This window comes from Bradyrhizobium sp. CCBAU 53338, from assembly GCF_015291665.1.
GTDB lineage: Bacteria > Pseudomonadota > Alphaproteobacteria > Rhizobiales > Xanthobacteraceae > Bradyrhizobium.
Genome location: NZ_CP030048.1, coordinates 2,395,499 through 2,421,116 on the forward strand (window position 1 = coordinate 2,395,499; position 25,618 = coordinate 2,421,116).

Sequence of the window (25,618 nt, forward strand, 5' to 3'; positions counted from 1 at the left end):
GATCAGTGCCCCGCCATGTGCCGGCCGACTTCGGTGAGATCGGCCCGGCTGGTCCGTGCTTCATACACGAATTCGCCATGGAACATCACCACCAGCCGGTCGGAGAGTTCAAGCAGTTCGTCGAGGTCCTCGCTGACCAGCAGCACGGCGGCGCCGCGGTTGCGCGCAGCCATGATCTCGGCATGGATCTGCGCCACGGCCGCGAAGTCGAGACCGAAGCAGGGATTGGCCGCGATCAGTACCTCCACATCGCCCGCAAGCTCGCGGGCGAGCACGGCCCGCTGGACATTGCCGCCTGACAGCGCCGAGATCGGCGTCTCCGGGGTGCGAGTCTTGATCTTGTACCGGGCGATCTTCTTCCGGGCGTCGTCGCGGAAGGCGCCACGGTTGAGCCACCAGCCGCCGCTGGCGAAGGGTGCACGGTCGAACTCGCGGAAGGCGATGTTGTCGGCGACGCTCATCCCCCCGACACAGGCGTTCTTTAGGGGCTCCTCCGGCAGGAGCGACATCTTGTGACGCCGCATCTCCTCGCGGCGGGCGTGATAGGGATCGCCGGCGACGCGGATGTCGCCGCCCTCGGCCTCGCGTTGGCCGGCCAGGACTTCGACGAGCTGGCGCTGACCATTGCCGGAGACGCCGGCGATGCCGACGATCTCGCCGGCGCGCACGGTGAGGGAGACGTCATGCACGGCGATGGCGCCGGCATCGTCGAGCGCGCGGAGCTTTTCCAGCTCCAGCCGCGCATTGCCGGCCTGGCCGGTGCGCGGCGGCTGCACGGTCAGCTCCTCGGCGCCGATCATCGTGCGGGCCATCGCATCCGGCGTCAGCTCTGCGACCTTGCCGGCGCCGGCAAGCTTGCCGCGGCGCAGGATCGTGACCTCATCGGCGAAGGCCATGACTTCGCGGAACTTGTGCGTGATCATCAAAATGGTCAGCTCGCCCTTGACGACCATGTCGCGGAGCATGCCGAGCACTTCGTCCGCTTCGGCCGGCGTCAGCACCGAGGTAGGCTCATCCAGGATCAGGAAGCGGCGCTTCAGATAAAGCTGCTTGAGGATCTCGCATTTCTGCCGCTCACCGGCGGAGATGTCGGACACCCTTGCGGAAAGCGGCACCTTGAAGGGCATCCGCGCCAGGAAGGCCTCGAGCTCCTTCATCTCCTCCGGCCAGTTCACCACGGCCGGCACGTCGTCGCGTGCGAGGACAAGGTTTTCAGCGACCGTCATGGCCGGCACCAGCGTAAAATGCTGGTAGACCATGCCGAGGCCGAGCGCGTGAGCGTCCTTCGGGTTTGCGATCGCCTGCTGGCGGCCGCCGACGAGGATGTCGCCTTCGGTCGCGTGGTAGTAGCCCATGATGCATTTGACGAGTGTCGACTTGCCGGCGCCGTTCTCGCCGAGCAGTGCATGGAACGAACCCGGCCGCACCTTGAGCTCGACATTGTCAAGCGCAAGGAAGTCGCCGAAGCGCATGGTCATGGCGATGGCGTCGACGCCGAAGGCGCCGACAAGCGGAGGCGGTTCGCCGATGATCACGAAATCGCTCCGATGAAGGCGTCCGAGGTCGAGACCGCCCCGAACACGCCGCCCTGCATCTTGATCATCTTAAGCGCGTGGTCATGGTTGCTCTTGTCGGTCGCGCCGCAGCAATCGTGCAGCAGCACGCATTCGAAGCCGCGATCGTTGGCCTCGCGCATGGTGGTGTGGACGCAGACATCGGTGGTGATGCCGGTCAGAACGATGTTCTCGATGCCGCGCACGCGCAGGATCAATTCCAGATCGGTGGCGCAGAACGAGCCCTTGCCTGGTTTGTCGATGATCGGCTCGCCCGGCAGCGGCGCGAGTTCCTCGATGATGTCCCAACCGGGCTCGCCGCGCACCAGGATTCGGCCGCAGGGGCCGGGGTCGCCGATGCCGGCGCCGATCTGCCGCGAACGCCAGCGCTTGTTGGCGGGCAGGTCGGAGAGATCGGGGCGGTGGCCTTCGCGGGTATGGATAATGTGGAAACCCTGCTTGCGCATCGCCGCGAGCAGCCTCTTGATCGGCTCGATCGGCGCCCGCGTCAGCGACAGGTCATAGCCCATCTTGTCGACATAGCCGCCGACGCCGCAGAAATCAGTCTGCATGTCGATGATGATGAGCGCGGTGTTTTGTGGGCGCAGATCGCCGTTGTAGGGCCAGGCGTAGGGCTCGGACTTGATGTAGCGCTCGGGCATGATTTGGCTCTCTAGCGGGTGATCGACAATTCGGCCGGGGCTCCGGTCAGCGTACGCTTCGGCGAGCAGGTGATGATCATGATCGCCAACGTGAGGATGTAGGGGGCAGCGTTGAAGAGGTGATAGCCGGAGGTGACGCCGACCGATTGCAGCGCCGGTCCGAGCGCCGCGGCGCCACCGAAGGCGAGCGAGGCCCACAGGCAGAGCAGAGGATCCCAGCGCGCGAAGATCACGAGCGCGACCGCTGTGATGCCCTGGCCTGAGGAGAGACCCTCGTTCCAGCTTCCGGGATAGAACAGCGACAGGAACGAGCCGCCGATGCCGGCGAGGAAGCCGCCGACCATGGTGGCGCGCAAGCGGATCAGCAGCACGGAGTGGCCCATTGCGCGCGCGGCGTCGGAGCTCTCGCCGGCGGTGCGGATCAGAAGACCCCAGCGCGTGGTGCGGAAGGCCCAATAGAGAATTGGCGCGAGCGCGACGCCGATCAGGAAGAGCACGTTGACGCGCAGCGCGGCACGGACTTGCGGGATGTCGCTCCACCAGCCGAAATCAATCGCGGGCAGGCGCGGCGCAGTGGGCTCGATCAGCGGCTTGCCGAGATAGAAGGCGAGGCCGGTGCCGAACAGCATCAAGGCGATGCCGACAGCAACATCGTTGACGCGTGGCAGCGAGCAGATGCCGGCATGCAGCGCTCCGAGCAGGGCGCCGGTGATGCCCGCGGCGAGCACGCCAAGCCAGGGTGATCCCGTCAGATAAGAGATGCCGTAGGCACTCATTGCGCCCATCACCAGCGTGCCTTCGAGGCCGAGATTGATACGGCCCGAACGCTCGGTGATGCATTCGCCCAAGCTTACGAACAGGAACGGCGTGGAGATGCGAATGGCGCCGCCGAGCACGGCAAGCGGGACGGTCCAGAGTCCGAGCGATCCATCTGCCATCAGGACTTGCCTTTCAGGAATCCGATGCGGCCGTAGAGCGCATCGCTGGCCAGCACGAAGACGAAGATGATACCCTGGAGCACCAGCACGGATGCATCCGGCAATCCCAGGCGGCGCTGCAACAAGCCGCCGCTGGCGCTGATGCCGCCGAGCAAGATGGCGACAGGGATGATCGCGAGCGGATTTTGTCGCGCCAGGAAGGCGACCAGAATGCCTGTGAAGCCGTAACCAGCCGCGAGATTGGCGTTGGTGCGGCCTTGCACGGCGGCGACTTCGACCATGCCGGCAAGACCCGCCGCGCCGCCGGCGAGGAAGCAGATGGTCAGGATCAGCCTGCTGACGCCGAGGCCGACAATCTTGGCGGCACGGATGTTGCCGCCCGCGACGCGCGCGGCGAAGCCGAACACGGTGTGGTAGATCAGAATATAGGAGGCGACCGCGGCGATCAGGCCGAAGACGAAGCCCCAATGCACGTCGGTGCCGGGAATGGAGCCAATCATATTGGCGGCGCCGATCTCGCGGGTCGATGGCTTGTTGAGGCTGGCGGGATCCCGCATCATGCCTTCGACGAGGTGATTGAGGATCGCGAGCGCGATGTAAACGAGCAGCAGGCTCGAGATCGTCTCGTTGACGCCGCGATATTGTCGAAGCGCGCCTGCCAGCATGATCCACAAGCCGCCACCAACGACGCCGGCAACGACCATGGCGATCTGCACGGCGAGCGGCGGCAGGCCCTGAAGCAACAATGCTGCGCTGGTCGCCGACAGCGCACCGATGAGCAACGCGCCTTCGCCGCCGATGATGACCATGCCGAGTTGTGCGGGCAGCGCGGTGCAGAGTGCGGTGAGAATGAGGGGCGCGGCGCGCGTCAGTGTGTTCTGCCAGGAGAACCAGGTGCCGAAGGCGCCGTAGTACATGTAAAAATAGAGGTCGAGCGGGTTCTTGCCGAACAGCATGACGAAGATGCCGAAGACCACGAGGGCGCCGGCCAACGCCGCGCACGGGATCAGGATATATTCGATGGTGCCGCCGTGGCGTTGCAGAAAGCCGAGATCGGCGGCCGGGGCAACTGCCCCGACCGCCTCGGCGGAATCCGCTGTTTCCGACGTCACGAAGTCGCTCCGATCACGCCCTCGACCAGATAGTCCATCTTCTCGAGCTCGGGATCCTTCTGGCCACGGTCGGTGCCGGCCGCGATCACGGTCTTGCCCTTGTTGTCGACCAGGCCGCCCTTGAAGATGGCAAACCCGTCCGCGGACAGGAATTTGGCCTTGGCCTCATCGGCCGCCTTGCGCGCCTCGGCCGAGACGGCTTCGCCATAGGCCGAGACCTTGACGATCTCTTCCTTCAGGCCGCCGCGGTAGAAGTTCGGGATGCCTTCACCGGCGGTGATCATCTTCACGAACTTCGGATAGAGCGCTTCCCAGTTCCACTCCGCGCCGGTGAGATAGGCCTTGGGCGCCAGCGCCGACTGGTTGGTGTGATAGCCGCAGACGAAGGCGCCGCGCCGCGCGGCGTTCTCGACCATGGTCTTGGGGCCATCGACGTGACAGGTCAGCACGTCCACGCCCTGATCGATCAGACTGTTGGTGGCTTCAGCCTCCTTGACCGGCATCGACCAGTCCCCGGTGAAGATTACTTGCGTGGTGGCCTTCGGATTGACCGACTTGGCGCCCAGCGCAAAGGCGTTGATGTTGCGCAGCACCTGCGGAATCGGCTTGGCGGCGACGAAGCCGAGCTTGCCGCTCTTCGACGTCAGGCCCGCAACGATGCCGGAGATGTACTGAGCCTCGTCGATATAGCCGAAATAGCTGCCGGCGTTCTTCGGATCCTTGTCGGTCCAGAGGCCACCGCAGTGCTCGAAGCGCAGCTTCGGGTACTTCGTGGCCATCTTGATCATGTGCGGATTGTAGTAACCGAACGAGGTCGGGAAGAGCAGAGTGGCGCCGTCGAGATTGATCATCGACTCCATCGTCTTCTCGACCGCGTCCGTCTCCGGCACCTTCTCTTCCTCGACCACCTTGAGGCCGGGGATCTTCTTCAGCGCCGCTGCGCCCTGCGCGTGTGCCTGGTTGTAACCGTAGTCGTCGCGTGAGCCGACATAGATGAAGCCGATGGTGGTTTCGGCCGCGAAGGCCGGGCGGGCGCCGACCGCCGCGCCGAGGGTGAGGGCCGCACTGCCCTGCAACAAATGCCGTCGTGAAATCCTGCCAAAATCCATTGGTTGCTCCCTTGGCGGATGAACCGCCTTGATCTCGCGGCTGCGCCGGTCTGGCGGAGCCCGGAACAGGATGTCGCAAGCTTCGTGCCAGAGATCATGGGGGAGGCATTCTCAGTTAAGTAGCTGAAAAATATCACATATGATCATTGCTGAATTTCTGGGTAGGAAACTATCAGCTTAAAATTTAAGCAGTATCTTTTGATTGTATGCAATGGAGTTAAGCAGCTTTAACCGTCTCTCAGGTGCGCCCACGCAGGCCGAATGGTCGGCCGGCCCCCGCATTCATGCTAACCACGCGCTGGCTTGAAGCGGCGCTGGCTGGCTGATTTTGCTGGCACCGAACTTGTATCGATGGTCGTTGCGACCGCTGCGCGGGTCTCTACGATGGAAAGCTTGATCGACATGGGTGCTGGTACGGCCGTTCAACATGCGTCGCTCGGCGAAGAGATCGCGCGTCGCATCAATGAACTCGCGACGATTTCGGAGGAAGACGGCAAGCTCACCCGCGTCTTTCTCACGAAGGAGTTGCGCGCGGCTTCGGACGTCATTCTCGGTTGGATGCGTGAGGCCGGCATGAGCGCGCATTTCGATGCGATCGGCAATGTCTGCGGCCGCTACGAAGGTGAGCGGCCGGGCGCGCCCTGCCTGATGCTCGGCTCGCATTACGACACCGTGCGCGACGCCGGCAAGTGGGACGGGCCGCTGGGTGTGATTACGGCGATCGCTTGCGTTGCCGAGCTCAATCGCCACGGCAAGCGTCTGCCGTTTGCGATCGAGGTGGTCGGCTTTGCCGACGAGGAGGGCGTGCGCTTCGCTTCAACGCTGCTCGGCAGCCGCGCATTGGCTGGCACCTTCGACGAGAGCGTCCTGAACACGCGCGACCGCGACGGCGTGACGATGCGCGATGCGCTCGTCACATTCGGCCTCGACCCCGATCATATCGGCGCGGCGGCGCGGACGCGGCGGGAACTGCTGGCCTATCTCGAGCTCCATATCGAGCAGGGCCCGGTCCTCGAAGCCCAGAACCTGCCTGTCGGTGTCGTCACCGCGATCGCGGGCGCGACACGGCTGGCCGCGCGGTTGACCGGGATGGCCGGGCACGCCGGCACCGTGCCGATGGCGTTGCGCCGCGATGCACTCACGGGCGCGGCCGAATGCATTGGTGCGATCGAGCAGTTTTGCCGCACCGACAAGGGCGGCCTGGTCGGCACCGTCGGCTACATCCAGGCGAGGCCGGGGGCGACCAACGTCATTCCGGGCGAGGTGTCGTTCACCATCGACATGCGCGCGCCGACCGACATGCATCGCAAGCGCGCGGTGGCCGACGTCGTCAGGCAGATCGAGGCGATCGCAAAGCGCCGGCATCTGGCGCTTCAACTCGATGTCACTCATGAAAACCGCACCGCGCCTTGCGCGCCCTGGTTGAAGGATCAGATTGCGCGGGCGATCGCAGCGGAAGGTTTCTCCGTCTTCGAGCTGCCAAGCGGGGCGGGGCACGACGGCATGGCGATGATCGACATCGCCGATGTCGGCATGATTTTCGTCCGCTGCCGCGGCGGCATCAGCCACCATCCGGACGAGCATGTCGAGCTCGCGGACGCCGACGCCGGCGCGCGGGTGCTGCTCCGGGTGATCGAGAATTTCAGGCCGCGGGAGGCGAGCGCCGGAGACAGCTGACGGCTCGTAACCCGCACGTCATCGGTCTGAGACACGAATCAGTCACGATCGAAATGGTGGTCGTCGCCGGGACCACGAAACATCGGGCGTATATGGACAGCGATATTTCCTTGCCATCACATCGTCGAAACCGATTCTACCACGGCGCGGCCGCGACCTTCGTCGCCAACGCTCTTCAGGCGGTCAATTTTCTCGGCGACCGGTTCCTGAGACAATCGCATCCTTCGCTGTCGGCAATCGAGGACCTTTACCGGCACTCGATGGACAGCGCGTTTTCAGTGACCGAGGCTTTCCTCGTCACGGGCGCGCCGCACGCCTCTGCCTATTACCCGCGCGACTTCGCCTGGTTCTACCCCGATGTCCTCGACCCCGAGACCATCATGGATGCGCAGGATGCGGTACGCCGGGTGCATCTGCTCGAAAGGAGCGTTCGTCTGTTGCTGGAGGCGGTTCGCGCCGACGTCGTCACCACGACCATCGTCCCGGCGGGGCGCGGCCGATATCTCGGCGTGAACTATTTCTCGCGTCCGTCGGATACCCTGCTCGGCATTCTCGCTGGCCTCCAGCAGATGCTGTCGGCCGAGAAGCGGGCATCGTCCTATTTGGCGATGTCGCAATGCGCGCATGCCGGCCGTTTGTTGCTGGCCGAATACAGCGGCGATCTGAAGCGCGCGATCCTCAAGCTCGCAAGCGAGCTCGAGCCGTTCGATGCCGACGGCGCCAGATATCCGCTCTGTGACGCCAGCGGACCACGCTCTGCGGCGACGGACACCCGCGCCGAGCGCCGGCGTTTCGTCACCAACGCTTGCGTCTATACGACCTTCACATGGAGCGTGCAGCTCGGAATCCTCGATGAAACCGAGCTGAAGCGGCTGCTCGGGCGCGACCTCGCAGCGTACAAGGCGGGCCTGCTGCGCTTGTTCGGCAAAGACGGCTATGTCAGGCATTCGCTGGATAGCCCGGCGGGCACGCCTGCGTCCCTGGTCTCGCTCGATTTCGTCGGCGTGCATCGCGGCTTCTGGGACATGAACGATGCGAGTGAGCGAGCGCTATTCGCGGCTACGACGGACCTGATCATCGCCGAGCCGCGCTTCCGCATCCCCAGCACGTTCCATTTCTTCGTCTCGACGGATAATCCGCGGAACAAGATGATCCACAAGATCGCGGCGCCGGCCTATCAGGGGCGCTCGTCCTGGCCGACATTCAATGTCGAGTTCGCGGATCGCATGCTGGACTTCGACGAAGTCTCCGGCTGCGAAACCTATCGCGCCTGCGCGCAAGGAATCTTGAAGGACATTCGCACCGCGACCGAAGTCCACGGGGGCTATCAGGAATTGATCTCCGAGCAGGGCCTGAAATATCGCACCTGGGCCTACAAGGGCGCGGTGGCGCATTCCTGGTTTCCGCGCTTCCTGTCGGTCTGGAGGAGGGCGTACGGAACGCCGCTCCTCCAGTGGGGCGACTGCTAGCCCGCCGTCAAGTCCACCGGCTCGCCGCTTCGAGAACCTCGGCTGTCTTGGCGTGGTCGAGGTCGCCTTCCCAGGCGGCGACGACGACCGTCGCCACGCAATTGCCGATGAAGTTGCCGACGGCGCGGGCCATGCCGATGAACCAGTCGACCGACAGGACCAGCACGAGGCCGATCGCAGGAATGCTCGGCACTGCGTTCAGCGCCTTGGCGCCGACCCGACCGACCTTCCTGGGGTCGCCGGCACCGGCGATGCGGTGGACGACGACATGAAGGTACGTCCTCCGCCAATTTCGCTGGATCGGCGAATGTCGACGCACATTGTTGCGGCGCCGCGTGCCTCAAGTCTCGGCTTGACCCACCAAATCGACTGGTGTCAGACTTATGACATGAGTGCAGCAAAGCGACAGGTCGCCAACCTCCGCGATGAATATGCCGAGATGACGCGGCAGCGCATCGTTGCGGCGTTCGTCGAGACGCTGGAGGATGAAGCGGCCGACGACATTTCCATGGCCGCAGTGGCCAAACGTGCGAAGGTGGCCGAGCGAACCATCTATCGCCACTTCAAGACCCGCGCGGAGCTGTTCGCGGCGGCCGGCGAATGGATCGAGGACAACGTCTTCAGTTACATTCCTTTCACCTCGCCCGACGAACTCCCGGATATTTTCCGTAAGCTGTGCAAGCGGTTCGATCGCCATCCGCATCTGGCGCGCGCCATCGCGATGACGCGGGCGGGGCGGCGGGTGCGCGCCGGCTTCAGGCGGCACCTGATCGACCAGCATCGCAGGGCGATGGCGCCGCTGGTGCGGCATCTCCCGGCGAAGGACGTCCGCCAGGCGGAGGCGCTCGCGTCCTACCTCAACAACGTGCTGGCCTGGAATGCCATGCGCGAGGATTTTGGCATGTCGAGCGCCGAGATCGCCGACGCGATCGATTGGGCGCTCACGACTCTCTTGAAGGACGTCCGTCAGCGGGATGCCGCCGCGGCGCGCAGCGGCAAGACCGATAACAAGACCGGTAGATCGCCGCGGAAGCGGGCCACGGCCGTGAGCGAGCAGGCGTAGGGAGTGAGAGCCCATGAATGCGATACCCGATGATCTCCTGATCAACGCGCCCGACGAGGTTCGCATCCGCCAGGATCTCGTGTTGACGGCGCTCGGCCGTCGCCCCGCCGATCGTTCCTTGCGGGTCGGCCGATTGCTCGACGTGCACAGTCGCACCTGGAGCGAGGACCAGGAGATCGTATTCAAGGGGAGGCGTATCGCCTGGGTGGGACCGACCGGAAGCTATCGCGGCGAGGTACGCGAGCGTGTGCATCGGCCGGATCTTGCGGCCGTGCCCGGCTTCGGCGAGGTGCATAAGCATATCGAGAGCTCGCATCTGACGCCGGAATGGGAAGCGGCGCTGGTGCTCCCGCACGGCAATACCTGGACCTGCGAGGCAAGCCACGAGTTCTCGAACGTCAATGGCGCCCGCAATCTCGAGTTCTGGTTCGAGGCGCGTCGCCGGGGCTCGCCGCTCAAAATCTTTCCGCAGCCGGGTTCGGCGGTGCCGCCGACAGCCTATGAATGGGGTGGCGGCTGGTATGGCCGCGATGAGCAGGCGCGCTTCATGGCCGAAAGCCTGATGGTCACCGGCCTCGACGAAGTCATGGACTGGCCGGCGGTGTGGAATCCCGAGAACCCGTCCTACAAGCGGCTCTGGGGCATGATCGAGGCGACGTTCGCGGCGCGCGGTGTCGTCGAGGGCCACGCGTCGGGCTTGCGGGATCTGCCCTCTATCAACGCCTTTGCCGCAGCCGGGCTGGCATCCGACCATGAAGTGCAGACCCCGGAGGAGACCTGGGACAAGCTCACCCGCGGTTTGTTCGTCGAGCTGCGCGTCTATGCCATGGACGAGATCGTCAAATGGCTGCTCGCGAAGGGTTTGCAGGACTGGTCGCAGGTCGCCTTCACCACGGATGACCGCAGCGCCAGCCACACGCTCGAGCTCGGCGCCAGCGATCACAATGCACGGGTCGCGATCGAGGCCGGCCTTGCGCCGGAAGTCGCAATCCAGTGTCTGACGATCAATCCGGCGCGACACATGCGCCTCACGCCGTACGTCGGCAGCCTGGCGCCGGGGCGCTTTGGCGATGTCGTGCTGCTGTCGGACGTTGCCAAGCTCGAAATCGCCGAGGTGTGGGCCGATGGCGCGCAGGTCTCCGAAGGCAAGCGCTATCTCGGCCAGGTGCCCCGGATCGAATGGCCGGAGTGGGCGACCAAGACGGTCAACATCAAGCGCACGATCAAGCCTGGGGATTTCGAGCTGCGGGCTGAGCCCGGCCGGGCCACGATGAAAGCGGCGGTGATCCGTCCCTTCCATTGGCATCCCGAGTTCTACACGCTCGAACTGCCGGTTCGTGACGGGGCCGTGCAGCGCGACGAGAGCGAAGCCGTCACCAAATTCGCCATCGTCGACCGCTTCTCCGGCGACGGGCGGGTCGCAAAGATGTTCTGGCGCGGCTGCGGACCTCGCACGCCGGAGACGGCGGTCGCCTGCTCAGTGGCGCACGACAAGCACAATATCTGGGTGGTCGGCTCGTCCGACGCGGCGATGGCGAAGGCGGTAAACGCGCTGATCGAGCTTCAGGGCGGATGGGCGCTGGTGCGCGAGGGCGAACTCGTGGCCACCGTGCGCTTCGAGGTCGGGGGGCTGATGAGCTGTCGCTCGGCCCAGGCGCTCGATGCCGAGATGCAGGCGCTCTACGCGGAGGGACGCAAGGTCGACTGGATGTACGAGCCGACGTTCCGGCCGCGCTGGTATCCTGGATTCCCGGAGAGGCTCATGTTTGCAACGCTGACTTGCGCGCCCTGGAGCTGGGTGCTGGTGGCGCCGTGCGAGCAGGCGCCGCTCGGCTTCATCAACGTGCAGACGGGCGAAGCGCATCCGGTGGTCTGGTAGGGGGAGGATTGAGATGGATGAGATGACGAAGCCGCAAGCCGCTCCCGCGGAGCCGACGCCATCGGCAGCTACGGGGCTGCTCGATCGGACCTTTGGCCTCACCGAGCGCGGTACGAGCGTCGGCCGCGAGGTGATGGCGGGAGCGACCACGTTCGCGGCGATGGCTTACATCATCGCCGTCAACCCCTCGATCATGTCCAACGCCGGGATGGATCGTGCCGATCTGGTCAGCGCAACGGCGCTGGCCGCAATCTTCGGCTCGGTGATGATGGGGGTGTGGGCCAACCTGCCGCTCGCGGTTGCGCCCGCAATGGGCTCGAATGTCATCTTCACCTATGTCATCGTCAAGCAGATGGGCATGCCCTGGCAGGGTGCGCTCGCCATGGTCGCCTTCACCGGCGTGCTGTTCCTGATCCTCAGCCTGTCGAAGCTGCGCGAGAAGGTCGCGAAGGATGTGCCGGAAGCGCTGAAGATCGGCATCCAGGCGGCGGTCGGCACCCTGATCGTCTTCATTGCGCTCCGTGGCGCCGGATTCGTGGTTCAGAACCCATCGACCTACATTGCCATGGGATCGTTGCGCAGCCCGCCGGTGCTGCTGACGTTGTTCGGCCTCCTGCTCACGCCGGTGCTTGTGGTGCGCCGGGTGCCCGCGGCCCTGATCCTGTCGATCGCGCTGCTCACGGTGATCGGCTTCTTCGTTCCAGGCGCCAACGGCAAGATGGTGACATCGGTGCCATCGGCGATCATGTCGTGGCCACGCTGGCCGACCAGTACTTTCATGGCGCTCGACGTCGGCTATCTCTTCAGCCATTTCGTCGTAGCGCTCCCACTGCTGTTCTACTTCCTGTGTGCCGAGTTCTTTTCGACGCTGGGTACGCTGATCGGCGTGACGGGGGCTGCCAATCTGCGCAAGCCTGACGGCTCGATCCCGAATGCCACCGCTGCCTTCGCGACCGATGCGACGGCGTCCATCGTCGGCCCGCTGTTCGGCACGTCGGTGGTGACTGCCTATATCGAGTCGATCACCGGCGTGCAGGCCGGCGGGCGCACCGGCCTGACGTCGCTGACCGTTGCGGGGTTCTTCTTCCTCGCGCTGTTCTTCTGGCCGATCTTCGTCATCATCCCATCGCAAGCGACCGCACCTGCGCTGGTGCTCGTGGGCGTGCTGATGATGCAGGGCCTGGCCCGGATCGACATGACCGATCTCGGTAACGCGGTTCCGATCGTCCTGACGCTGCTGGTCACCGTGCTGACCAACAACCTCATCAACGGAATGGCCTTGGGGACTCTGAGCTACATCGCCCTGGAAGTGACGGTCGGCCGGCGGTCACAGATTCCTGCGATGGTGTGGGGACTGGGCGTGGTGTTCGTCGCTTACGCGTTCGTGACCGCCCAGATTTTTTGATGGGCGTGGCTAAGCCGCCAGATCGAGCAATCGGCATGATCCGCGCACCAGCACCTTGCGTCCGGTCGGCGTCATTGCAGGCGTACCGTCATTCACGTGGACGAGGCCGAGCTTGACGAGCCCTTCGAGGAGATAGGCCTTGGAAAGGCGACCGTTCGATACCGGGTTGCGAAGCGCCTTGAGCGCTTCCCATTGGTCCGGTGAAAGATCGAAATCGACGTCGTTGCTCATGTTGCCTCAAGCGATAGTCGCGTTCGCGCGCCCCTGTTAGCGGCGCTGCATGAAGACCATGCGACGACAATGAGTCGGGAATTCGGTGAGCTGTTTAGAACGTCTCTTCACGAATTGCCGCAGTCTGTTGCGCCACAATAGTTAAGATCGTTCGGACGCGAATATCGTCCCCATCACCGTTCACTAATTGATGATCTTCACTTGATGTTGCGCTGCGACGGCCGCACTGCACGGGAAGCGTTGCTGTCTCATCCTGCGTCGCGATATGCACAGAAATGATGAGACGCTGGGTTCGTGACTCTGCTAGGCTGATTCCCGGGGAATGGCTTCACACGACAAGGAGTGTGAGTGCATGAACAGGCTGGTGGAAATTCGCAGTCAGGAATCCCTGTGCCGGGAGCGTGCCGCGCTCGATTTCGAGCGTCGGGTTTTCTGGCTGGCGCAAGCCCAGGAATGGGAACAGCGCGCGCTCGACGAAATCGCCACTCACTTTCGCGAGTGCAATGCGGCCCACGTGGAGCTTACGCGAAACTGAATTTGGCCGCGAGCCCGAGACTTACTGATAAGTCGCAACGATGTCGGAAACCGCGCGCTCGAGCTGCTGCGCGGTGGCGCATTGCCGTACTACGCTGCAAAAGGTCGCATAACGCGGCATCTCGGAATCACCAAAGCCCCAGGCCAGCCGTCCTTCGGGGTTGAGCCAGACCAGCCGCTTCGAACGTTCGGAGATGCGCCGCAGGATGTCGGCGCGCGGATCGAGATTGTTGCTGCGGGCATCGCCCAGCACGATCACCGTGGTCTGCGGCGTCAGCGTGCTCATGAAGTCCTTCTCGAAGTCCACCAGCGAGGAGCCGTAGTCGGACGAGCCGAAGCCGACCTTGGACATGATCTCGGCCATTGCCTCCTCGGGCGATTTCTTCTCCAGGATCTCGCTGACATCGATCAGATGGGATGAGAACGCGAACGAGCTGACGTCGTCCACGACCTCATGCAGCGAGTGGATCAGGAGCAGGAAGAAGTCGGAGACCTGCGCCACCGAGCCGGAGACGTCACACAGTGCGACGATCTTCGGCCGGTCGCGGTGTTTGCGCTTCCATGCGGTGAGGAAGGGTATGCCACCCCAGGCGGCATTGCGGCGCAGTGTGCGTCGGACGTCGAGATGACCGCGGCGTTGGCGCTTGCGCGGCTTCGAATAGCGCTCGCGCAGGCGGCGCGCGATCTGGCGGATGAGTGCCCGCATCTCCGCGACCTGACGCCGTTCGATACGTGCGAGCGGCGCATTGCGCAGGATCTCGTTGCGGAGGTTTTCAGCCTCTTCGCGGGCGTACAGCGCAAGCCCCTGCGAGACGGTATCACGCACGGCCTCGCGCAGGGCGTCGAGTGCGGCGCGCAGGCGCTCGGCCAGCGCCGGGTTCGTCGCGGTCAAATCGTCGAGATCATCGCGCAGGCGCTGGAGGCCCATGGCATCGAGGATTCGGCTGGAGAAGATGCCGCGCTGGGTCGAATAGCGAATGTCCGAGAGCGAGGCTGCACCAGACGCGCTGGCGATCGCGGCAGAGATCGCATTGCGATCCTGCGACAGCAGCATCTGTGCGAGCGGGCCCAATCCTTGTTGAGGTTGACCTCCACCCGCTTCGCTCGCCGAGCCTGATGAGGGCGACGGATCAGTGTCCTGCGAGGCCTCGTCATTGTCGTTGGCCTCGGGTTGATCCCGTCGCGGCTCGGGCTGGCTGAAGAACAGATCGAAGCAGTCGCCGAGCGCAAGCTTCTCGTCCTGCGACTTCGCGAGCGTCAAAAGCAACGCGTCGCGCAAGATGGCGCGGTCAGTTAGGCCGACCTGCGCGACCGCGCGCATCGCATCGATGCTTTCGGCAGGCGAGACATGAACGCCGGCGCCGCGCGCCGCCCGAAAGAAACGATGAAGATTCTCGCGCATCGGCGTCAACCGAAGACGTTGGACCGGGCCGCCTTGGCAATGAAGGTCGTCACTTGCGGCGACGCGGCCTCGATGTCGGCCTCGTATTTCAGGAGCACGTTGAGCGTGTCCTTGACGATTTCGGTGTCGAGTTCGGAAGCCTGGAGCAGCACCAGCACGCGCGCCCAGTCGATGGTCTCGCTGACCGAGGGCAGCTTCTTCAGATCCAGCGATCGGATCTCGTGGATGAAGCCGACCATTTGCCGGCGCAGCGTCTGCGAGATGCCGGGGACGCGGCTTTCGACGATGCGCTCCTCGAGCCGCTGCTCGGGGAAGCCGATATGCAGATGCAGGCAGCGCCGCTTCAAGGCGTCGCCGAGATCGCGCTCGCTGTTGGATGTGAGGATCACCGTCGGCGGCGTGATCGCCGAGACGGTGCCGAGCTCGGGAATGGTGACCTGGAAATCCGAGAGGATCTCCAGCAGCAGCGATTCGAATTCCGCGTCCGACTTGTCGATCTCGTCGATCAGCAGCACGCAGCCGCCCGGCTGCTCCAGTGCCTGCAGCAGCGGCCGCGGCTCGACGAATTCCTTGGAGAAGAACACGTCGCCGAAATCATGGAGCTGATCAAGTGCAGCATGCAGCGTCTGCGCGCCACCGAGGACCTCGCCGAGCTTGTCCTTGAGGATCTGGGTGTAGAGAAGCTGCTTGGCGTATTTCCACTCATAGAGCGCCTTGGCCTCGTCGAGGCCTTCGTAGCATTGCAGGCGTATCATCTTCTTGCCGCGCCAGGCCGCGATTGCCTTGGCAAGCTCGGTCTTGCCGACGCCCGCGGGTCCCTCGACCAGGATCGGCTTCTCGATCTGTTGCGACAAATAGACGGCGGTCGCGATCTGCCGGCTCGCGATATAGCCTTGCGCGGCGAGGCCGCTCTCCACTGCCTCGATCGAGGTCGAGGCCTTCTGTTCAGCCACGAAACGGCGCTCCCAAAGGTCTTGCTCGAGGTTGTTCTGCCTGCGTTCCCGGCAAAGAACAAGCCTCGTTTGGGACAGCCTGATCCGCGCAAAGGGGCGCTTTTTCCGTTCAGCGCAAATACTTAAGCGCGGCTATCGTGCGATCAGTGCCGCAGCAGCTCTGGCTTGCGGATGGTCTGTCTGACCTCGGCGCCGCAATCGGCGCATTCATAGACGAAGTCGATCTTGGCAAGGCTCCAGTGCGGCTCGACCTCGCGCACATACATCGGCAGGAACCCCATGCATGTCGGGCAAATCACAGGCGCGATTTCGATATCCTGATGATGCTGTACATACGCTGGCATCTCGGCTCTCCTTCGCAGGCGACCACCAAACCCCGCGCAAAAGCTACCGCCGGTTGCCGCAGAGCCGTCATCAACTCTTTCGAACAGAGACGGAACGGCGAGGGTTTGTCGTTCGCTGTGACATTCTTGTTACGTCTCTGTACTGTAACGGTTGGACGAAATGCCTATTTCCGGTGCTTAGACGATCGCCGATCCGGTTTTTCTCGGACCATCAACACAACGATAAGGGAGCAACGCCCATGACCCATGCCATTCGTTTTCACAAGACCGGCGGTCCGGAAGTCCTGGTTTGGGAGGAGGTCAGTGTCGGCAAGCCCGGGCCGGGCGAGGCGCGTATCCGGCATACCGCCGTAGGCCTCAACTTCGTCGACATCTACAATCGGTCCGGTGTGTATCCGGTGCAGTTGCCGAGCGGCCTTGGTAGCGAGGCGGCGGGCGTCGTCGAGGAAGTGGGGCCTGGAGTCACCGATCTGAAGGCCGGCGATCGCGTCGCTTACGGTGCATCACCGCTTGGCGCCTATTCAGAGGCGAGGCTGATCCCAGCCGACCGGCTGTTGAAGCTGCCTGATGGCGTGGACGACAAAACCGCGGCCGCGATGATGCTGAAGGGGCTGACCACGCAATATCTGATCCGGCAAACTTATCGCGTGAAGGCAGGCGACACCATTCTGCTGCACGCGGCGGCCGGCGGCGTCGGTCTGATCCTGAGCCAGTGGGCCAAGCATCTCGGTGCAACCGTGATCGGCACCGTCAGCAGCGACGAGAAGGCGAAACTCGCCAAAGCGCATGGCTGCGACCATGTCATCATCTACACGCGCGAAGATTTCGTGAAGCGCGTCGACGAGATCACCGGCGGCAAGAAGGTGCCGGTGGTCTATGATTCCGTCGGCAAGGACACGTTCCTGAAGTCGCTGGACTGCCTCGCGCCGCTCGGCGTCGCCGCGCTGTTCGGTGCGTCTTCCGGCGCGGTTGAGCCGCTCAATCTCGGCCTGCTCGCGCAAAAGGGCTCGCTCTACGTCACCCGGCCGACATTGTTCACCTACGCCGCCAAGCGCGAGGCCCTGGTCGCGATGGCGAACGAGCTGTTCGACGTCGTCAAGTCCGGCGCGGTCAAGATCGAGGTGCACCAGACCTATCCGCTGAAGGACGCCGCCAAGGCGCATGCCGATCTCGCCGCGCGCAAGACCACGGGATCGACCGTGCTGACGGTGTGATCGCTCGACAGACGGTGGCGCGGGCCGCTTAGCGAGCCTGCGTCATGTCCGCTCGTGCTTGCGCAGGTCGCGGGCGTGATCGAGACGGTTCGCCTGAAGATCGATATCTTCAGGCGGGATGTCGGGGAGGGCGGCCTCAGCCAGGATGGCTTCGGTCACGTCCTCGACGGAATCTTCCGCGATTTCATGGATGAACGAGATGCTCTGGTATTCGCCGGAGCTGATGCGAGCGATGACTTCGCGCCTGGTGATTTCAGGGTCGACGACCGCCTCGCGACCGCGTCGCCCGTAATCGATCATCACGACGAAATACTGCATCAAACGATCCTGCCGCACCCCGATGGCCGGGCGTGCGGCAGAGTATTTCGAAAAATCAGAATAAAGTCAAGTCAGATTTCCAGAAATCGGAAATCTAGCGCCTCTGGCCCTTACCGACCCTTCTTGCGCGGGCGGGCCGACTTGGCGCGCAGCCGCTCGAGCTGGCCCTTGGGCATCGAGAGGCAGATCTCGCCGACCCAGTCGAGCTTGACGCCGACGATCGGCTTGGCGTTGAAGCTGACGAGGTTGACGACGGAGGGAGATTTGCCCCGCTCGATGGTCTTCAAATAGCGCTCGCCGGTCTTGAGCCGGACCACGGCCTCTTCGCCATAGAAGCTCGACAGCGGATGACGCTGGTCCTTGTAGACCACGATAACGTCACCGCTTTCATATTTTGGAAGCATCGAATCGCCGACGATCTCGAAAGCGACGGTTTCTTCCATGATCGGGAAGGGCAGTGCGATGTCGCCGAGTCCCTCCGGCGGAACCTGCTCGAAATCCGGCTCGATCACCGCGCCTGCGCCGACGCGGCCCATGATCGGCGCGAGGTTCAGTTCCAGATATTGCATGATCGGAATGATTTCCGAGGCCTTCACCAGGCGCTCACCACCAAGGATTTCCGACACCGCGCCGGGGCGCACGCCCATCGCCGCGGCCAGTCCGCCCTTGCTCTTGCCTGTCTTTTCCAGGCCCCGCTCGATCATCGCAACGTCCAACATGGTGATTCCCTCGATTGCCCCACGGCTCGGTCCCTTTTTAATCCGAAATTCGGAATTAATGCAATTATGAATATCAGAATTCTGACTTGACTTAATCTTCGGAATAACGGAATGTGTGTCCCGCCTCCGGATCGTGGGATCGGGGCGCATCACAGGACAGCAGCATGGAACCGGGCCATTGGTCGTCGGAGCATTCCGACGCGCTTCGCGACTATTTTTTCAAGGGACTGTCATATGCGGAGATCGGAAGACAGATTAACGCAAGGTTTGGAACGGCTTACACGCGCAATGCGGTGGTCGGTCGCGCCAGGCGGCTCGGGCTCGGTGCGCCCGAACGGATGGCGAGCCCATCGATCGTTCCGTCCTTGCCGGGCGAGTCGGGCCCGCTCGCGTCGCCTCGTGTCGCAATACCTGGCCTGAACCTGCCGCCGCCATCGGCACTGAAGCCGGCCAATCCGGTCAAGTTGCGTTGCGTGGGCGTCCAACCGCGCCTGATCGGGCTCCGCGAGCTCGAGCGAGGCGATTGCCGATATCCCTATGGCGGCGACAAGGAGAACGAGGCGATCCATTTCTGCGGTCATCCGCGGATGCACGGGTCGAGCTTTTGCGCGCCGCATGCGCGCCTGACCCGCGGTCGCGGCTCCGCGTCCGGCCGTGCTGCCGGTGCGGTCGTGTTGAGGCTGGTCTTCGCTGCCTGACAGGCGGCCAGCGTCCCTTCCTATGACAATTCGCAAGGAGATTCCGAGTGGCACGTGCCAGACGCAACACATCCTACAAGTTGACCGGGCCTCACGACCGGCGATCGCGCGACCTGCCGTTCAACGCGGAGTTGGCGGAGATCGAGATCGATAATCCCCTCGCGCTTGATCTGGACGATAGGATCGCAGCCATGCGATCGATCCGCAACGATCCACTCGGCCGGCTGCACGCGCATCACCAGATCGACGAGGCGCAATACCGGAGTGGCCGCGCCTATCAGAATGACTGGGAGAGGGCGGAACGGGGCCCTCAGGCCATGGATCCGACCCGTGAACATGTCGATGGGACGCGCTCCCGCGAGCCCATAACCGAGAGCCAGCGCCAGGCGGTACTGCGGCTGAACCGGGTCGAGCGCGAACTCGGCACCGACGGCGCCGCGCTGGTGCACGATGTGCTGGTGCTCGGCCTGACCATGGACCAGATCGGGCAGCGACGCGCCGTCCGGACCCAGCGATGGAACGACTATTTCGCCAGGCGTTTTCGCGAATGCCTCGATCGGCTGGCGTTGGTCTACGGCTTTGCGACCGATGCATCGGCGCGGCGCCGCTGAAAGCGGCCGCCGGCGGCTTTCGCCCGCCGGCAGCCCTCCGTCGTATCCTAGGGATGCGGCATGAGCTGGTACGGCGTCATGCAGCGCTCGTGGCCGTTTTGCACGCTTGGTCGCATCATGTTGAACGACGGTTCACGGCGCGAGAAATATCCGGCAATGGTGAACCGTGACGCGGAGCGGCGAGTCCAAACCGGGAGATCAAGGGGACTCATCGATGAAATTGACCCGCGCTGTTTGTTTGCTCGCATCGCTCGGCCTTGCCGGGCCTGTCATGGCCGCCGATCCGTTTTATGTCGGGAGCTGGACGTTGACGACGGCCGTGGTGGCGCCATGGGCCGATCCGCATCGCAAACCAGATGATGCGGAGCGCGCACGGCTGATCGGCAGGACGGTGGTCCTGAAGGCCACGAAAATCTCCGGTCCGCGTCCCTTTGCCTGCGCTAAGCCGCAATACAAGGTGACCGACTACGGTCCCGATATGATCTTCCAGGGTGCATTCGACGAGATGCGGCATGCCGACAAGAAGGCTGATCCGAAGGCGCTTGCCGCTTCGCTCGGCTTCACGGCGTCCCGTATCAGGACGCTGGAGACTGGTTGCGAGATCGACGTTCATTTCGTGGACGATGCAACCGCTGAAATCGGGCTCAATGATTACGTGTATACGCTGACGAAGCGTTAGTCCGCGGTTGCCGGTTTCCGAGCATGCCGGAAACAACCCGAAACGTTGGTCGGATTGACAACTATCAGGACCGTGTGATGACTGATGCTGCTTGTTGACGCAGGTGGGTGACGATGGCTCGTATTCCTGTTATCCGGAATTGCCGTGGTGCGATGTCGGCGAAGCATCGCTGAGTCGCATGGTTTGGCTTGCCCGACGGGTTGTTCCTTGTCATAATTACAACTTCTCGGGTCGGGCCGAGTTATTCAGATCGGAAGCTCAGCTTGCTGGCCTGCTGGCCTGCTGGGGTGCTCCGACCTAGAGTTTGTCGTCGCCATGGCGTTCGGTGACGGCATCTGGTCCTCGATCGGGCTCCTGCCTCCGACCCGAAGGGCCAATCCTGTGATAGGTGCGAGATGAAGAACCTCAATTTCGCGGCTGAACTGCATCTCAAGCTTGGCGCACCCGCGACCGGAACGGTGGAGAGTCTCCGCCTGCTGCGAGCCTTTCTCAAGCTCGCTCCCCGGCAGCGCTTCGAGGTCATCCGGCTGGTCGAAGACCTCGTCACCGACGAAACGCTCCCTGAACATCCCCTGTCCTAGGCGCCGTAGCGCGCCGAGATTACGCTTTCTCCATCTTGCCGGCCGGGGCGGACCGCAAAGGTGCGGCCGTTGCGGCTGCTTGGGCGCTGGAAGGCGGTGCGGCAAATGTGATAATCAATCAGGAAAAAGAGGGAGGAGTGCGACCATGATCGAACCGAAGCTCGAAGTTCCGGCTGAACTGCGTGACCTGGCCGAGAAGACGATCGACCAGGCGGAGAAGGCGTTCGGCATGTTTTTCGATGCGGCCACCAAGTCGATGTCATCCGTTCCTGGAGCGAGCGCGGACGTATCCAAGCAGGCGCTCGCCTTCACCGAGCAGAACATGAAGGCGGCGTTTGAACACGCCCGCAAGCTGGTCCACGCAACCGATCTTCAGGAGGCGATGCGAATCCAGTCCGAGTTCCTGCGCAGCCAGTTCACCAATGCCGGCGATCACATGCGCCAGATGACTGGCAACTTCATGCAGCCGGGCAAGGGCAAATCCTGACAGGGTAGGTTCTGATTTGGCACGCCGCAGTCTGCTTACAAATTGATCTTGCGGTGCGGCGCGATGCGCATTTCAATGCCAAGGCAGGTCCATGATGGGCCACCGGATGTGCGTCGTCCGCCGTCCATCATCCTTTCTGCTGATCCCTGTCGGTTCACCCGGCAGGGATTTGCAGTTTCAGAACTCGGCGTGGCCAACCACCCCGCTACCGGCGGAGCGATCCGATATAGGCGGCGATGTCGGCGGCTTCGGTCCGGCTCAAGGGAAAGTTCGGCATCTTTGGATGCGGGTCGAGCAGGAAGAACGCGAGCCGCTCCGGGCTGAAATCGGGCTTTCGCGCAACCGATGCGAAGGAGGGCACGTCGGCGCTGGCCTGGGTCTGGCTGCTTGTCACGACATGACAGCTTGCGCACCAGCGCCGGGCCAGATCGGCGCCGTGATCGGCGTCGGCCGCGAGAGCGGGCGGCACGCCCAAGCCCGAGACCGTCGCGAGCAGAAGCCAAATTCGTCTCGCACCTGCGCGCATCCCATCACCTATGTGCATTCGCTTGCGGACCGTATGCTCAGCCGCAGCAAGATCCCGGAAATTGCGAGAGGTCGATGCGGGCGATGATCGATCGCACCATCCTGCGGGCCGAACGATAAAAATGGCGTACGAGCCCGGGCATTCTTGCCGGGGGCAAGCCCAGGCTCTCCATCTCGAGCCTCTTCGAATCAAGCCTTGCAGTATAGTTCGACACTTGCCTCTCCGATGCCGTACGGCCCTTCTATCGTGCCGGCATGGAGTTGCGTTGATCTGCCGCAAAGGATCCCGGCTAGTAGTCGCCGGGATTCATGATCATCGGATTGGTCGTATCGGCCGGGGTGAGTGCGCTGCTGGCGCTGTCGCGCAGGAAGTGGTCAAGCGTCGCCTGGATACTCTCCTTGACCGAATCGGGCCCGCGATCGCTCATGTCGGTGTGCTGCGCGCCGGTATTGACGATGTCGATACCGCGCGCCTTGGCCTCTTCCGGCGTCGGCAGCACGCCGGGATCGGTCAGGAAATGCGGATCCTTGGAACGGAACGACAGGATCTTCATGCGGTCGTTCAGGACGAAGGGCACCCTGAGATTATCAAGCGTGATGACCTTCGACACGAGCTCGGGGTGCTGCTGGGCCACATACATGGAGACGTCGCCACCGTTGGAGTGACCGACCAGCGTGATGTGGTCGTAATCGGCATTTTGCTGCCGGCTCTTCAACGTGTTCAGCACGTAGAGGATGTTGGCTTCGCAGCGCATATAGACCTCGCGCCGGCCGACATATTGCTGCCCGACGTGGGTCATCAGGGGCGGATCGCTCGGCAGGTCCTGCTGGATACTGGCAACGAGATAGCCGCGCGCCGCGAGCACGTTGGCGAGGAAAGAATACTCGGTGGCCTTGACAGTGTTGCCATTGCTGATGATGGCGACCGGAAGCTTCCAGAGGCCGAGATTGGCCTTGGTCTCGTAGTCGCGCCGCACCGCAATCTCGACCGAGATCGGCCGCTGACGCGAGGCGTCGAACAAGGACAGCATCTCGTGGCGGATCGCGAATTTACTGACGATGACATACTGGCCCGCCGCAAGGACGCAGAGAAAGGCCAGAATTCCGAACACCTTCTTCATAGTTCCGTCTCAATCACTTTTGACTGAACATGGCTATAGAAAACCCCCGGATCGAGTGATCGTGAGCATGCTACGGGATTAAATTTAGGCAAGTCTGTGAGGGCGGCCCCGAAAGGGCCGTCTCGAGGCACCTCAGCCGGCTAGACTAGAGGCAGCCGCCTCTGCCGCGTTCGGGGCAGAGCCGCAAGGCGCTCGACAGGGCGAAGAGGAAGCGCGGGCTGCGCCGCTCGTTGTGGGCTCAAGATCGACCGTTCATTCGTGCTCGATCTGCTCGCCGATTCCGACGATGCCGCGATCGTCGGCTCGACCATCGGGCTCAGCAAGCAGCTTGGCTTGGCTGTTGTGGCCGTAGGAATCGAAAACCGCGCGGCGGCCGACTTCCTGATCAGCATGGGATGCGAGGCGGGGCAGGGCTAGTTCTTCGGCCGTCCGATGCCTGCCGACGCGTTCGATACGCAATTTTTGTCAGTTGGGCTCGAAGCTGTCAGTGCCGCCCGAACCTGTTTGCGCTGGTCCTAGCGTCGACGCGCGACAGCTACGCCAAAGAGGAACGCAACGAACAGGCTTGCCAACGGAGCCTCGCGCGTGATCGCCGCGACCGTAGAGAGCGGCCGGCCCGGCTTTCGTGCTTCACTGATCGCGTAAGTGAGGCGATCGACGGCGGCGCGCAACCCTCCGGCAACCTCGCCGATGGTGTGGGACACGTCTGTGGCCGCATCGATGGCGCGCTCGGTCATGCCGGGCTGAGGGTTGGGCTGCGGTATGTCCATGCTCAAGCTCGCGTCCTTCAGACCGAACGAAGAAACCGAGGCCGGCACCTTTGGCTATCCGCGCGTGCGCTCGTTTTGAACAGCGGGTCAGATGACCTTTGGCTATCCGCGACAGGCGCCGTTTTGAACGGCGGGTGCCGGCCTTGCTGGGAAAATGCGGCGCGCAGGAATTTGTTCCGGTTTCCCGTGAAACGACGGGTGCGAATCTCTGTTACGCTGGTGCAGCCTTGCTGACCTCGGGAGATTGCCGTGACCGATCAAACCATCGCGGATCGAGCCCGGCGCATCGCGTTGCTGGGCGCGCCGATCGACATGGGCGCTTCACAGCGCGGCACCCTGATGGGCCCTGCGGCGCTGCGGACGGCCGGCCTTGCAACACTGCTCGAAAGCCTGGATTTCGAAGTCGTCGATTACGGCGATCTTTCCGTGGCCGAGGTCAGGGATCTCGCTGATACGCCGCCGGAGAAGGCCAATCATTACCGCGAAATCCAGCGCTGGACGCGCGTGCTCAGCCGTCGCGGCTATGAGATCGCGCAAACCGGTGCCCTGCCGATCTTCCTCGGCGGCGACCACACGTTGTCCATGGGGTCGGTCAATGCGATGGCGCGCCACTGGCGTCAGCGCGGACGCGAGCTGTTCGTGCTCTGGCTGGATGCCCATGCCGACTACAACACGCCGGAGACGACCATCACCGCCAACATGCACGGCATGTCCGCGGCGTTCCTTTGCGGTGAACCTGGGCTCGACGGCCTCCTGGGCGATGATCCGCGGGCTTCCGTCAATCCCGATAAACTCGATCTGTTTGGTGCACGTTCGATCGACAAACTCGAAAAAGAGCTGATGCGCGCGCGCCGGATCAGGGTTGTCGACATGCGTCAGATCGACGAGTTCGGCGTTGCCGTGTTGATCCGGCGCGTCGTCGAGCGGGTCAAGGCGAGCAACGGCGTGCTGCATGTCAGCTTCGACGTCGATTTTCTCGATCCTTGCGTGGCGCCCGGCGTCGGCACCACGGTGCCGGGCGGTGCGACCTATCGTGAAGCGCATCTGATCATGGAATTGCTGCACGATTCCGGCGTAGTGGGATCGGTCGACATCGTCGAGCTCAACCCGTTCCTGGACGAGCGCGGCCGCACCGCGCGCACCGCGGTCGAGCTGATCGGCAGCCTGTTCGGCCAGCAGGTCACCGACCGGCCGACGCCCAGCAATGCGATCGCGCCGGGCGAATGACGGTCGGCAGCTTTTCTGCCTTATGCGGCAACCTTGTCCGACTTCATCCGTCGCGCCATGCCGCAGAATGCGCCAAGTCGCTGAGCACGAAGACGTCAACCCTGTGTCGGCCTATATCTACTAGAACCTGAATGGGCTTGTGGGAGCGGATACGACACGCGATGCCAATCGCTCGCGGCAATCAAGATGCCGGACCGCGACAAGTTCGTCCGCGATGCGAGACCCGACGTAAAGTGAACGATGCAGGATGGGCAAGTTCCAGGCATTGGCTCGGAACTTGCTAGTTCAGGCGCGGAACTCGCGGGCCGCATTTGAATTGACCTGCGAGAGGAAAACG

Annotated in this window: 27 protein-coding genes and 3 pseudogenes; 15 read left to right on the forward strand and 15 right to left on the reverse strand. The window is 63.3% G+C overall.

The window, feature by feature from the left end:
- Positions 1-2: 2 nt before the first annotated feature.
- Genes XH90_RS11255 through XH90_RS11275 form a run of 5 tightly spaced genes read right to left on the reverse strand, consistent with a single transcriptional unit; the run spans position 3 to position 5,374 of the window.
- Positions 3-1,535, reverse strand: coding sequence for an ABC transporter ATP-binding protein (locus XH90_RS11255; RefSeq protein WP_194481385.1), 1,533 nt, complete (start codon positions 1,533-1,535; stop codon positions 3-5).
- Positions 1,532-2,215: a cysteine hydrolase family protein gene (locus tag XH90_RS11260; RefSeq protein ID WP_194481388.1), complete on the reverse strand. Its 684-nt coding sequence runs from the start codon at positions 2,213-2,215 to the stop codon at positions 1,532-1,534. Before XH90_RS11260 ends, XH90_RS11255 begins: the two co-directional genes overlap by 4 nt.
- An 11-nt stretch (positions 2,216-2,226) precedes the next feature.
- A complete protein-coding gene (locus tag XH90_RS11265) occupies positions 2,227-3,153 on the reverse strand; it encodes an ABC transporter permease (RefSeq protein ID WP_194481390.1) in 927 nt (308 codons plus the stop codon).
- Positions 3,153-4,265: an ABC transporter permease gene (locus XH90_RS11270; RefSeq protein WP_194481392.1), complete on the reverse strand. Its 1,113-nt coding sequence runs from the start codon at positions 4,263-4,265 to the stop codon at positions 3,153-3,155. The genes XH90_RS11265 and XH90_RS11270 overlap by 1 nt, the downstream gene beginning before the upstream one ends.
- The gene (locus tag XH90_RS11275; protein WP_194481394.1) at positions 4,262-5,374 is read right to left on the reverse strand and encodes a BMP family ABC transporter substrate-binding protein; all 1,113 of its coding nucleotides are present in this window, start codon (positions 5,372-5,374) and stop codon (positions 4,262-4,264) included. The genes XH90_RS11270 and XH90_RS11275 overlap by 4 nt, the downstream gene beginning before the upstream one ends.
- Positions 5,375-5,776: 402 nt before the next feature.
- On the opposite strand from XH90_RS11275, the gene XH90_RS11280 reads away from it, so the two are divergent.
- Both XH90_RS11280 and XH90_RS11285 read left to right on the forward strand, forming a co-directional pair.
- Positions 5,777-7,051: an allantoate amidohydrolase gene (locus XH90_RS11280; RefSeq protein ID WP_194482658.1), complete on the forward strand. Its 1,275-nt coding sequence runs from the start codon at positions 5,777-5,779 to the stop codon at positions 7,049-7,051.
- 92 nt (positions 7,052-7,143) lie between these two features.
- Positions 7,144-8,520, forward strand: coding sequence for a hypothetical protein (locus XH90_RS11285; protein WP_194481395.1), 1,377 nt, complete (start codon positions 7,144-7,146; stop codon positions 8,518-8,520).
- Here XH90_RS11285 and XH90_RS11290 read toward each other — a convergent pair.
- Positions 8,517-8,731, reverse strand: a pseudogene (locus XH90_RS11290) (cation:dicarboxylate symporter family transporter); the annotation flags it as partial. The gene XH90_RS11285 and the pseudogene XH90_RS11290 overlap by 4 nt on opposite strands.
- Positions 8,732-9,028: 297 nt before the next feature.
- Here XH90_RS11290 and XH90_RS11295 point away from each other — a divergent pair.
- The 3 genes from XH90_RS11295 to XH90_RS11305 are packed head-to-tail and all read left to right on the forward strand — an operon-like array spanning position 9,029 to position 12,867.
- Positions 9,029-9,583 (forward strand): TetR family transcriptional regulator, encoded by a 555-nt coding sequence (locus XH90_RS11295; RefSeq protein ID WP_246755871.1) that lies wholly within the window; start codon positions 9,029-9,031, stop codon positions 9,581-9,583.
- Between the two features lie 13 nt (positions 9,584-9,596).
- Positions 9,597-11,462, forward strand: coding sequence for an adenine deaminase (locus XH90_RS11300; RefSeq protein ID WP_194481399.1), 1,866 nt, complete (start codon positions 9,597-9,599; stop codon positions 11,460-11,462).
- Positions 11,463-11,475: 13 nt separating this feature from the next.
- Positions 11,476-12,867 (forward strand): NCS2 family permease, encoded by a 1,392-nt coding sequence (locus XH90_RS11305; protein ID WP_194481401.1) that lies wholly within the window; start codon positions 11,476-11,478, stop codon positions 12,865-12,867.
- A 9-nt stretch (positions 12,868-12,876) separates the two neighbouring features.
- Here the strand turns inward: XH90_RS11305 and XH90_RS11310 are convergent, their stop codons facing one another.
- Complete coding sequence (locus XH90_RS11310) at positions 12,877-13,098, reverse strand: hypothetical protein (protein ID WP_194481403.1); 222 nt, start codon at positions 13,096-13,098, stop codon at positions 12,877-12,879.
- A gap of 352 nt (positions 13,099-13,450) precedes the next feature.
- On the opposite strand from XH90_RS11310, the gene XH90_RS11315 reads away from it, so the two are divergent.
- A complete protein-coding gene (locus XH90_RS11315) occupies positions 13,451-13,633 on the forward strand; it encodes a hypothetical protein (RefSeq protein WP_194481404.1) in 183 nt (60 codons plus the stop codon).
- 21 nt (positions 13,634-13,654) lie between these two features.
- On the opposite strand, the gene XH90_RS11320 is transcribed toward XH90_RS11315, so the two are convergent.
- From XH90_RS11320 to XH90_RS11330, 3 genes are all read right to left on the reverse strand, one after another.
- A complete protein-coding gene (locus tag XH90_RS11320; RefSeq protein ID WP_194481406.1) occupies positions 13,655-15,034 on the reverse strand; it encodes a VWA domain-containing protein in 1,380 nt (459 codons plus the stop codon).
- Between the two features lie 5 nt (positions 15,035-15,039).
- Positions 15,040-15,987 carry a MoxR family ATPase gene (locus XH90_RS11325; protein WP_194481408.1) on the reverse strand — a complete coding sequence of 316 codons (948 nt, stop codon included), beginning with the start codon at positions 15,985-15,987 and terminating at the stop codon, positions 15,040-15,042.
- Between the two features lie 143 nt (positions 15,988-16,130).
- Complete coding sequence (locus tag XH90_RS11330) at positions 16,131-16,331, reverse strand: hypothetical protein (protein ID WP_057749711.1); 201 nt, start codon at positions 16,329-16,331, stop codon at positions 16,131-16,133.
- 239 nt (positions 16,332-16,570) lie between these two features.
- Here XH90_RS11330 and XH90_RS11335 point away from each other — a divergent pair, with 239 nt between their 5' ends.
- The gene (locus tag XH90_RS11335; protein WP_194481410.1) at positions 16,571-17,545 is read left to right on the forward strand and encodes a quinone oxidoreductase; all 975 of its coding nucleotides are present in this window, start codon (positions 16,571-16,573) and stop codon (positions 17,543-17,545) included.
- Positions 17,546-17,587: 42 nt separating this feature from the next.
- Here XH90_RS11335 and XH90_RS11340 read toward each other — a convergent pair whose 3' ends face one another.
- Together XH90_RS11340 and XH90_RS11345 are read right to left on the reverse strand one after the other, a co-directional pair.
- Complete coding sequence (locus XH90_RS11340) at positions 17,588-17,863, reverse strand: hypothetical protein (RefSeq protein ID WP_194481411.1); 276 nt, start codon at positions 17,861-17,863, stop codon at positions 17,588-17,590.
- 110 nt (positions 17,864-17,973) lie between these two features.
- Positions 17,974-18,582: a S24 family peptidase gene (locus tag XH90_RS11345; protein ID WP_194481413.1), complete on the reverse strand. Its 609-nt coding sequence runs from the start codon at positions 18,580-18,582 to the stop codon at positions 17,974-17,976.
- Positions 18,583-18,746: 164 nt separating this feature from the next.
- Between XH90_RS11345 and XH90_RS11350 the strand changes: the two genes are divergently transcribed.
- The 5 genes from XH90_RS11350 (at position 18,747) to XH90_RS11370 (ending at position 21,638) form a co-directional block, all read left to right on the forward strand.
- Positions 18,747-19,280, forward strand: coding sequence for a GcrA family cell cycle regulator (locus XH90_RS11350; protein WP_194481414.1), 534 nt, complete (start codon positions 18,747-18,749; stop codon positions 19,278-19,280).
- Positions 19,281-19,327: 47 nt separating this feature from the next.
- Positions 19,328-19,891, forward strand: a complete 564-nt coding sequence (locus XH90_RS11355) for a hypothetical protein (RefSeq protein ID WP_194481416.1) — start codon at positions 19,328-19,330, stop codon at positions 19,889-19,891.
- A gap of 214 nt (positions 19,892-20,105) precedes the next feature.
- Positions 20,106-20,570, forward strand: coding sequence for a hypothetical protein (locus tag XH90_RS11360; RefSeq protein WP_194481418.1), 465 nt, complete (start codon positions 20,106-20,108; stop codon positions 20,568-20,570).
- Positions 20,571-20,965: 395 nt separating this feature from the next.
- Complete coding sequence (locus XH90_RS11365) at positions 20,966-21,151, forward strand: hypothetical protein (RefSeq protein WP_194481419.1); 186 nt, start codon at positions 20,966-20,968, stop codon at positions 21,149-21,151.
- Between the two features lie 145 nt (positions 21,152-21,296).
- Positions 21,297-21,638, forward strand: a complete 342-nt coding sequence (locus XH90_RS11370; protein WP_194481422.1) for a phasin — start codon at positions 21,297-21,299, stop codon at positions 21,636-21,638.
- 205 nt (positions 21,639-21,843) lie between these two features.
- Here XH90_RS11370 and XH90_RS11375 read toward each other — a convergent pair whose 3' ends face one another.
- Both XH90_RS11375 and XH90_RS11380 read right to left on the reverse strand, forming a co-directional pair.
- The gene (locus XH90_RS11375) at positions 21,844-22,164 is read right to left on the reverse strand and encodes a cytochrome c (RefSeq protein WP_194481424.1); all 321 of its coding nucleotides are present in this window, start codon (positions 22,162-22,164) and stop codon (positions 21,844-21,846) included.
- Between the two features lie 289 nt (positions 22,165-22,453).
- Positions 22,454-23,284 (reverse strand): alpha/beta fold hydrolase, encoded by an 831-nt coding sequence (locus XH90_RS11380; protein WP_194481426.1) that lies wholly within the window; start codon positions 23,282-23,284, stop codon positions 22,454-22,456.
- Positions 23,285-23,518: 234 nt separating this feature from the next.
- Between XH90_RS11380 and XH90_RS38915 the strand changes: the two are divergent.
- Positions 23,519-23,803 (forward strand): annotated as a pseudogene (locus XH90_RS38915) (EAL domain-containing protein); the annotation flags it as partial.
- Here the strand turns inward: XH90_RS38915 and XH90_RS11390 are convergent.
- Positions 23,800-24,054 carry a hypothetical protein gene (locus tag XH90_RS11390; protein ID WP_194481428.1) on the reverse strand — a complete coding sequence of 85 codons (255 nt, stop codon included), beginning with the start codon at positions 24,052-24,054 and terminating at the stop codon, positions 23,800-23,802. The pseudogene XH90_RS38915 and the gene XH90_RS11390 sit on opposite strands and share 4 nt — an antisense overlap.
- Positions 24,055-24,303: 249 nt before the next feature.
- Here XH90_RS11390 and rocF point away from each other — a divergent pair, with 249 nt between their 5' ends.
- Positions 24,304-25,281 (forward strand): arginase, encoded by a 978-nt coding sequence (gene rocF, locus XH90_RS11395; protein WP_194481429.1) that lies wholly within the window; start codon positions 24,304-24,306, stop codon positions 25,279-25,281.
- Positions 25,282-25,290: 9 nt separating this feature from the next.
- A pseudogene (locus XH90_RS38920) lies at positions 25,291-25,518 on the forward strand (cytochrome c); the annotation flags it as partial.
- Positions 25,519-25,618 lie beyond the last annotated feature (100 nt).

Bases quoted from the DNA above. Each gene is read 5' to 3' on its own strand.
- XH90_RS11260 (WP_194481388.1), bottom strand. From the start codon at position 2,215: ATGCCCGAGCGCTACATCAAGTCCGAGCCCTACGCCTGGCCCTACAAC.
- XH90_RS11265 (WP_194481390.1), bottom strand. From the start codon at position 3,153: ATGGCAGATGGATCGCTCGGACTCTGGACCGTCCCGCTTGCCGTGCTC.
- XH90_RS11275 (WP_194481394.1), bottom strand. From the start codon at position 5,374: ATGGATTTTGGCAGGATTTCACGACGGCATTTGTTGCAGGGCAGTGCG.
- XH90_RS11280 (WP_194482658.1), top strand. From the start codon at position 5,777: ATGGGTGCTGGTACGGCCGTTCAACATGCGTCGCTCGGCGAAGAGATC.
- XH90_RS11285 (WP_194481395.1), top strand. From the start codon at position 7,144: ATGGACAGCGATATTTCCTTGCCATCACATCGTCGAAACCGATTCTAC.
- XH90_RS11295 (WP_246755871.1), top strand. From the start codon at position 9,029: ATGGCCGCAGTGGCCAAACGTGCGAAGGTGGCCGAGCGAACCATCTAT.
- XH90_RS11300 (WP_194481399.1), top strand. From the start codon at position 9,597: ATGAATGCGATACCCGATGATCTCCTGATCAACGCGCCCGACGAGGTT.
- XH90_RS11305 (WP_194481401.1), top strand. From the start codon at position 11,476: ATGGATGAGATGACGAAGCCGCAAGCCGCTCCCGCGGAGCCGACGCCA.
- XH90_RS11310 (WP_194481403.1), bottom strand. From the start codon at position 13,098: ATGAGCAACGACGTCGATTTCGATCTTTCACCGGACCAATGGGAAGCG.
- XH90_RS11315 (WP_194481404.1), top strand. From the start codon at position 13,451: ATGAACAGGCTGGTGGAAATTCGCAGTCAGGAATCCCTGTGCCGGGAG.
- XH90_RS11320 (WP_194481406.1), bottom strand. From the start codon at position 15,034: ATGCGCGAGAATCTTCATCGTTTCTTTCGGGCGGCGCGCGGCGCCGGC.
- XH90_RS11330 (WP_057749711.1), bottom strand. From the start codon at position 16,331: ATGCCAGCGTATGTACAGCATCATCAGGATATCGAAATCGCGCCTGTG.
- XH90_RS11335 (WP_194481410.1), top strand. From the start codon at position 16,571: ATGACCCATGCCATTCGTTTTCACAAGACCGGCGGTCCGGAAGTCCTG.
- XH90_RS11340 (WP_194481411.1), bottom strand. From the start codon at position 17,863: ATGCAGTATTTCGTCGTGATGATCGATTACGGGCGACGCGGTCGCGAG.
- XH90_RS11345 (WP_194481413.1), bottom strand. From the start codon at position 18,582: ATGTTGGACGTTGCGATGATCGAGCGGGGCCTGGAAAAGACAGGCAAG.
- XH90_RS11350 (WP_194481414.1), top strand. From the start codon at position 18,747: ATGGAACCGGGCCATTGGTCGTCGGAGCATTCCGACGCGCTTCGCGAC.
- XH90_RS11360 (WP_194481418.1), top strand. From the start codon at position 20,106: ATGAAATTGACCCGCGCTGTTTGTTTGCTCGCATCGCTCGGCCTTGCC.
- XH90_RS11365 (WP_194481419.1), top strand. From the start codon at position 20,966: ATGAAGAACCTCAATTTCGCGGCTGAACTGCATCTCAAGCTTGGCGCA.
- XH90_RS11370 (WP_194481422.1), top strand. From the start codon at position 21,297: ATGATCGAACCGAAGCTCGAAGTTCCGGCTGAACTGCGTGACCTGGCC.
- XH90_RS11375 (WP_194481424.1), bottom strand. From the start codon at position 22,164: ATGCGCGCAGGTGCGAGACGAATTTGGCTTCTGCTCGCGACGGTCTCG.
- XH90_RS11380 (WP_194481426.1), bottom strand. From the start codon at position 23,284: ATGAAGAAGGTGTTCGGAATTCTGGCCTTTCTCTGCGTCCTTGCGGCG.
- XH90_RS11390 (WP_194481428.1), bottom strand. From the start codon at position 24,054: ATGGACATACCGCAGCCCAACCCTCAGCCCGGCATGACCGAGCGCGCC.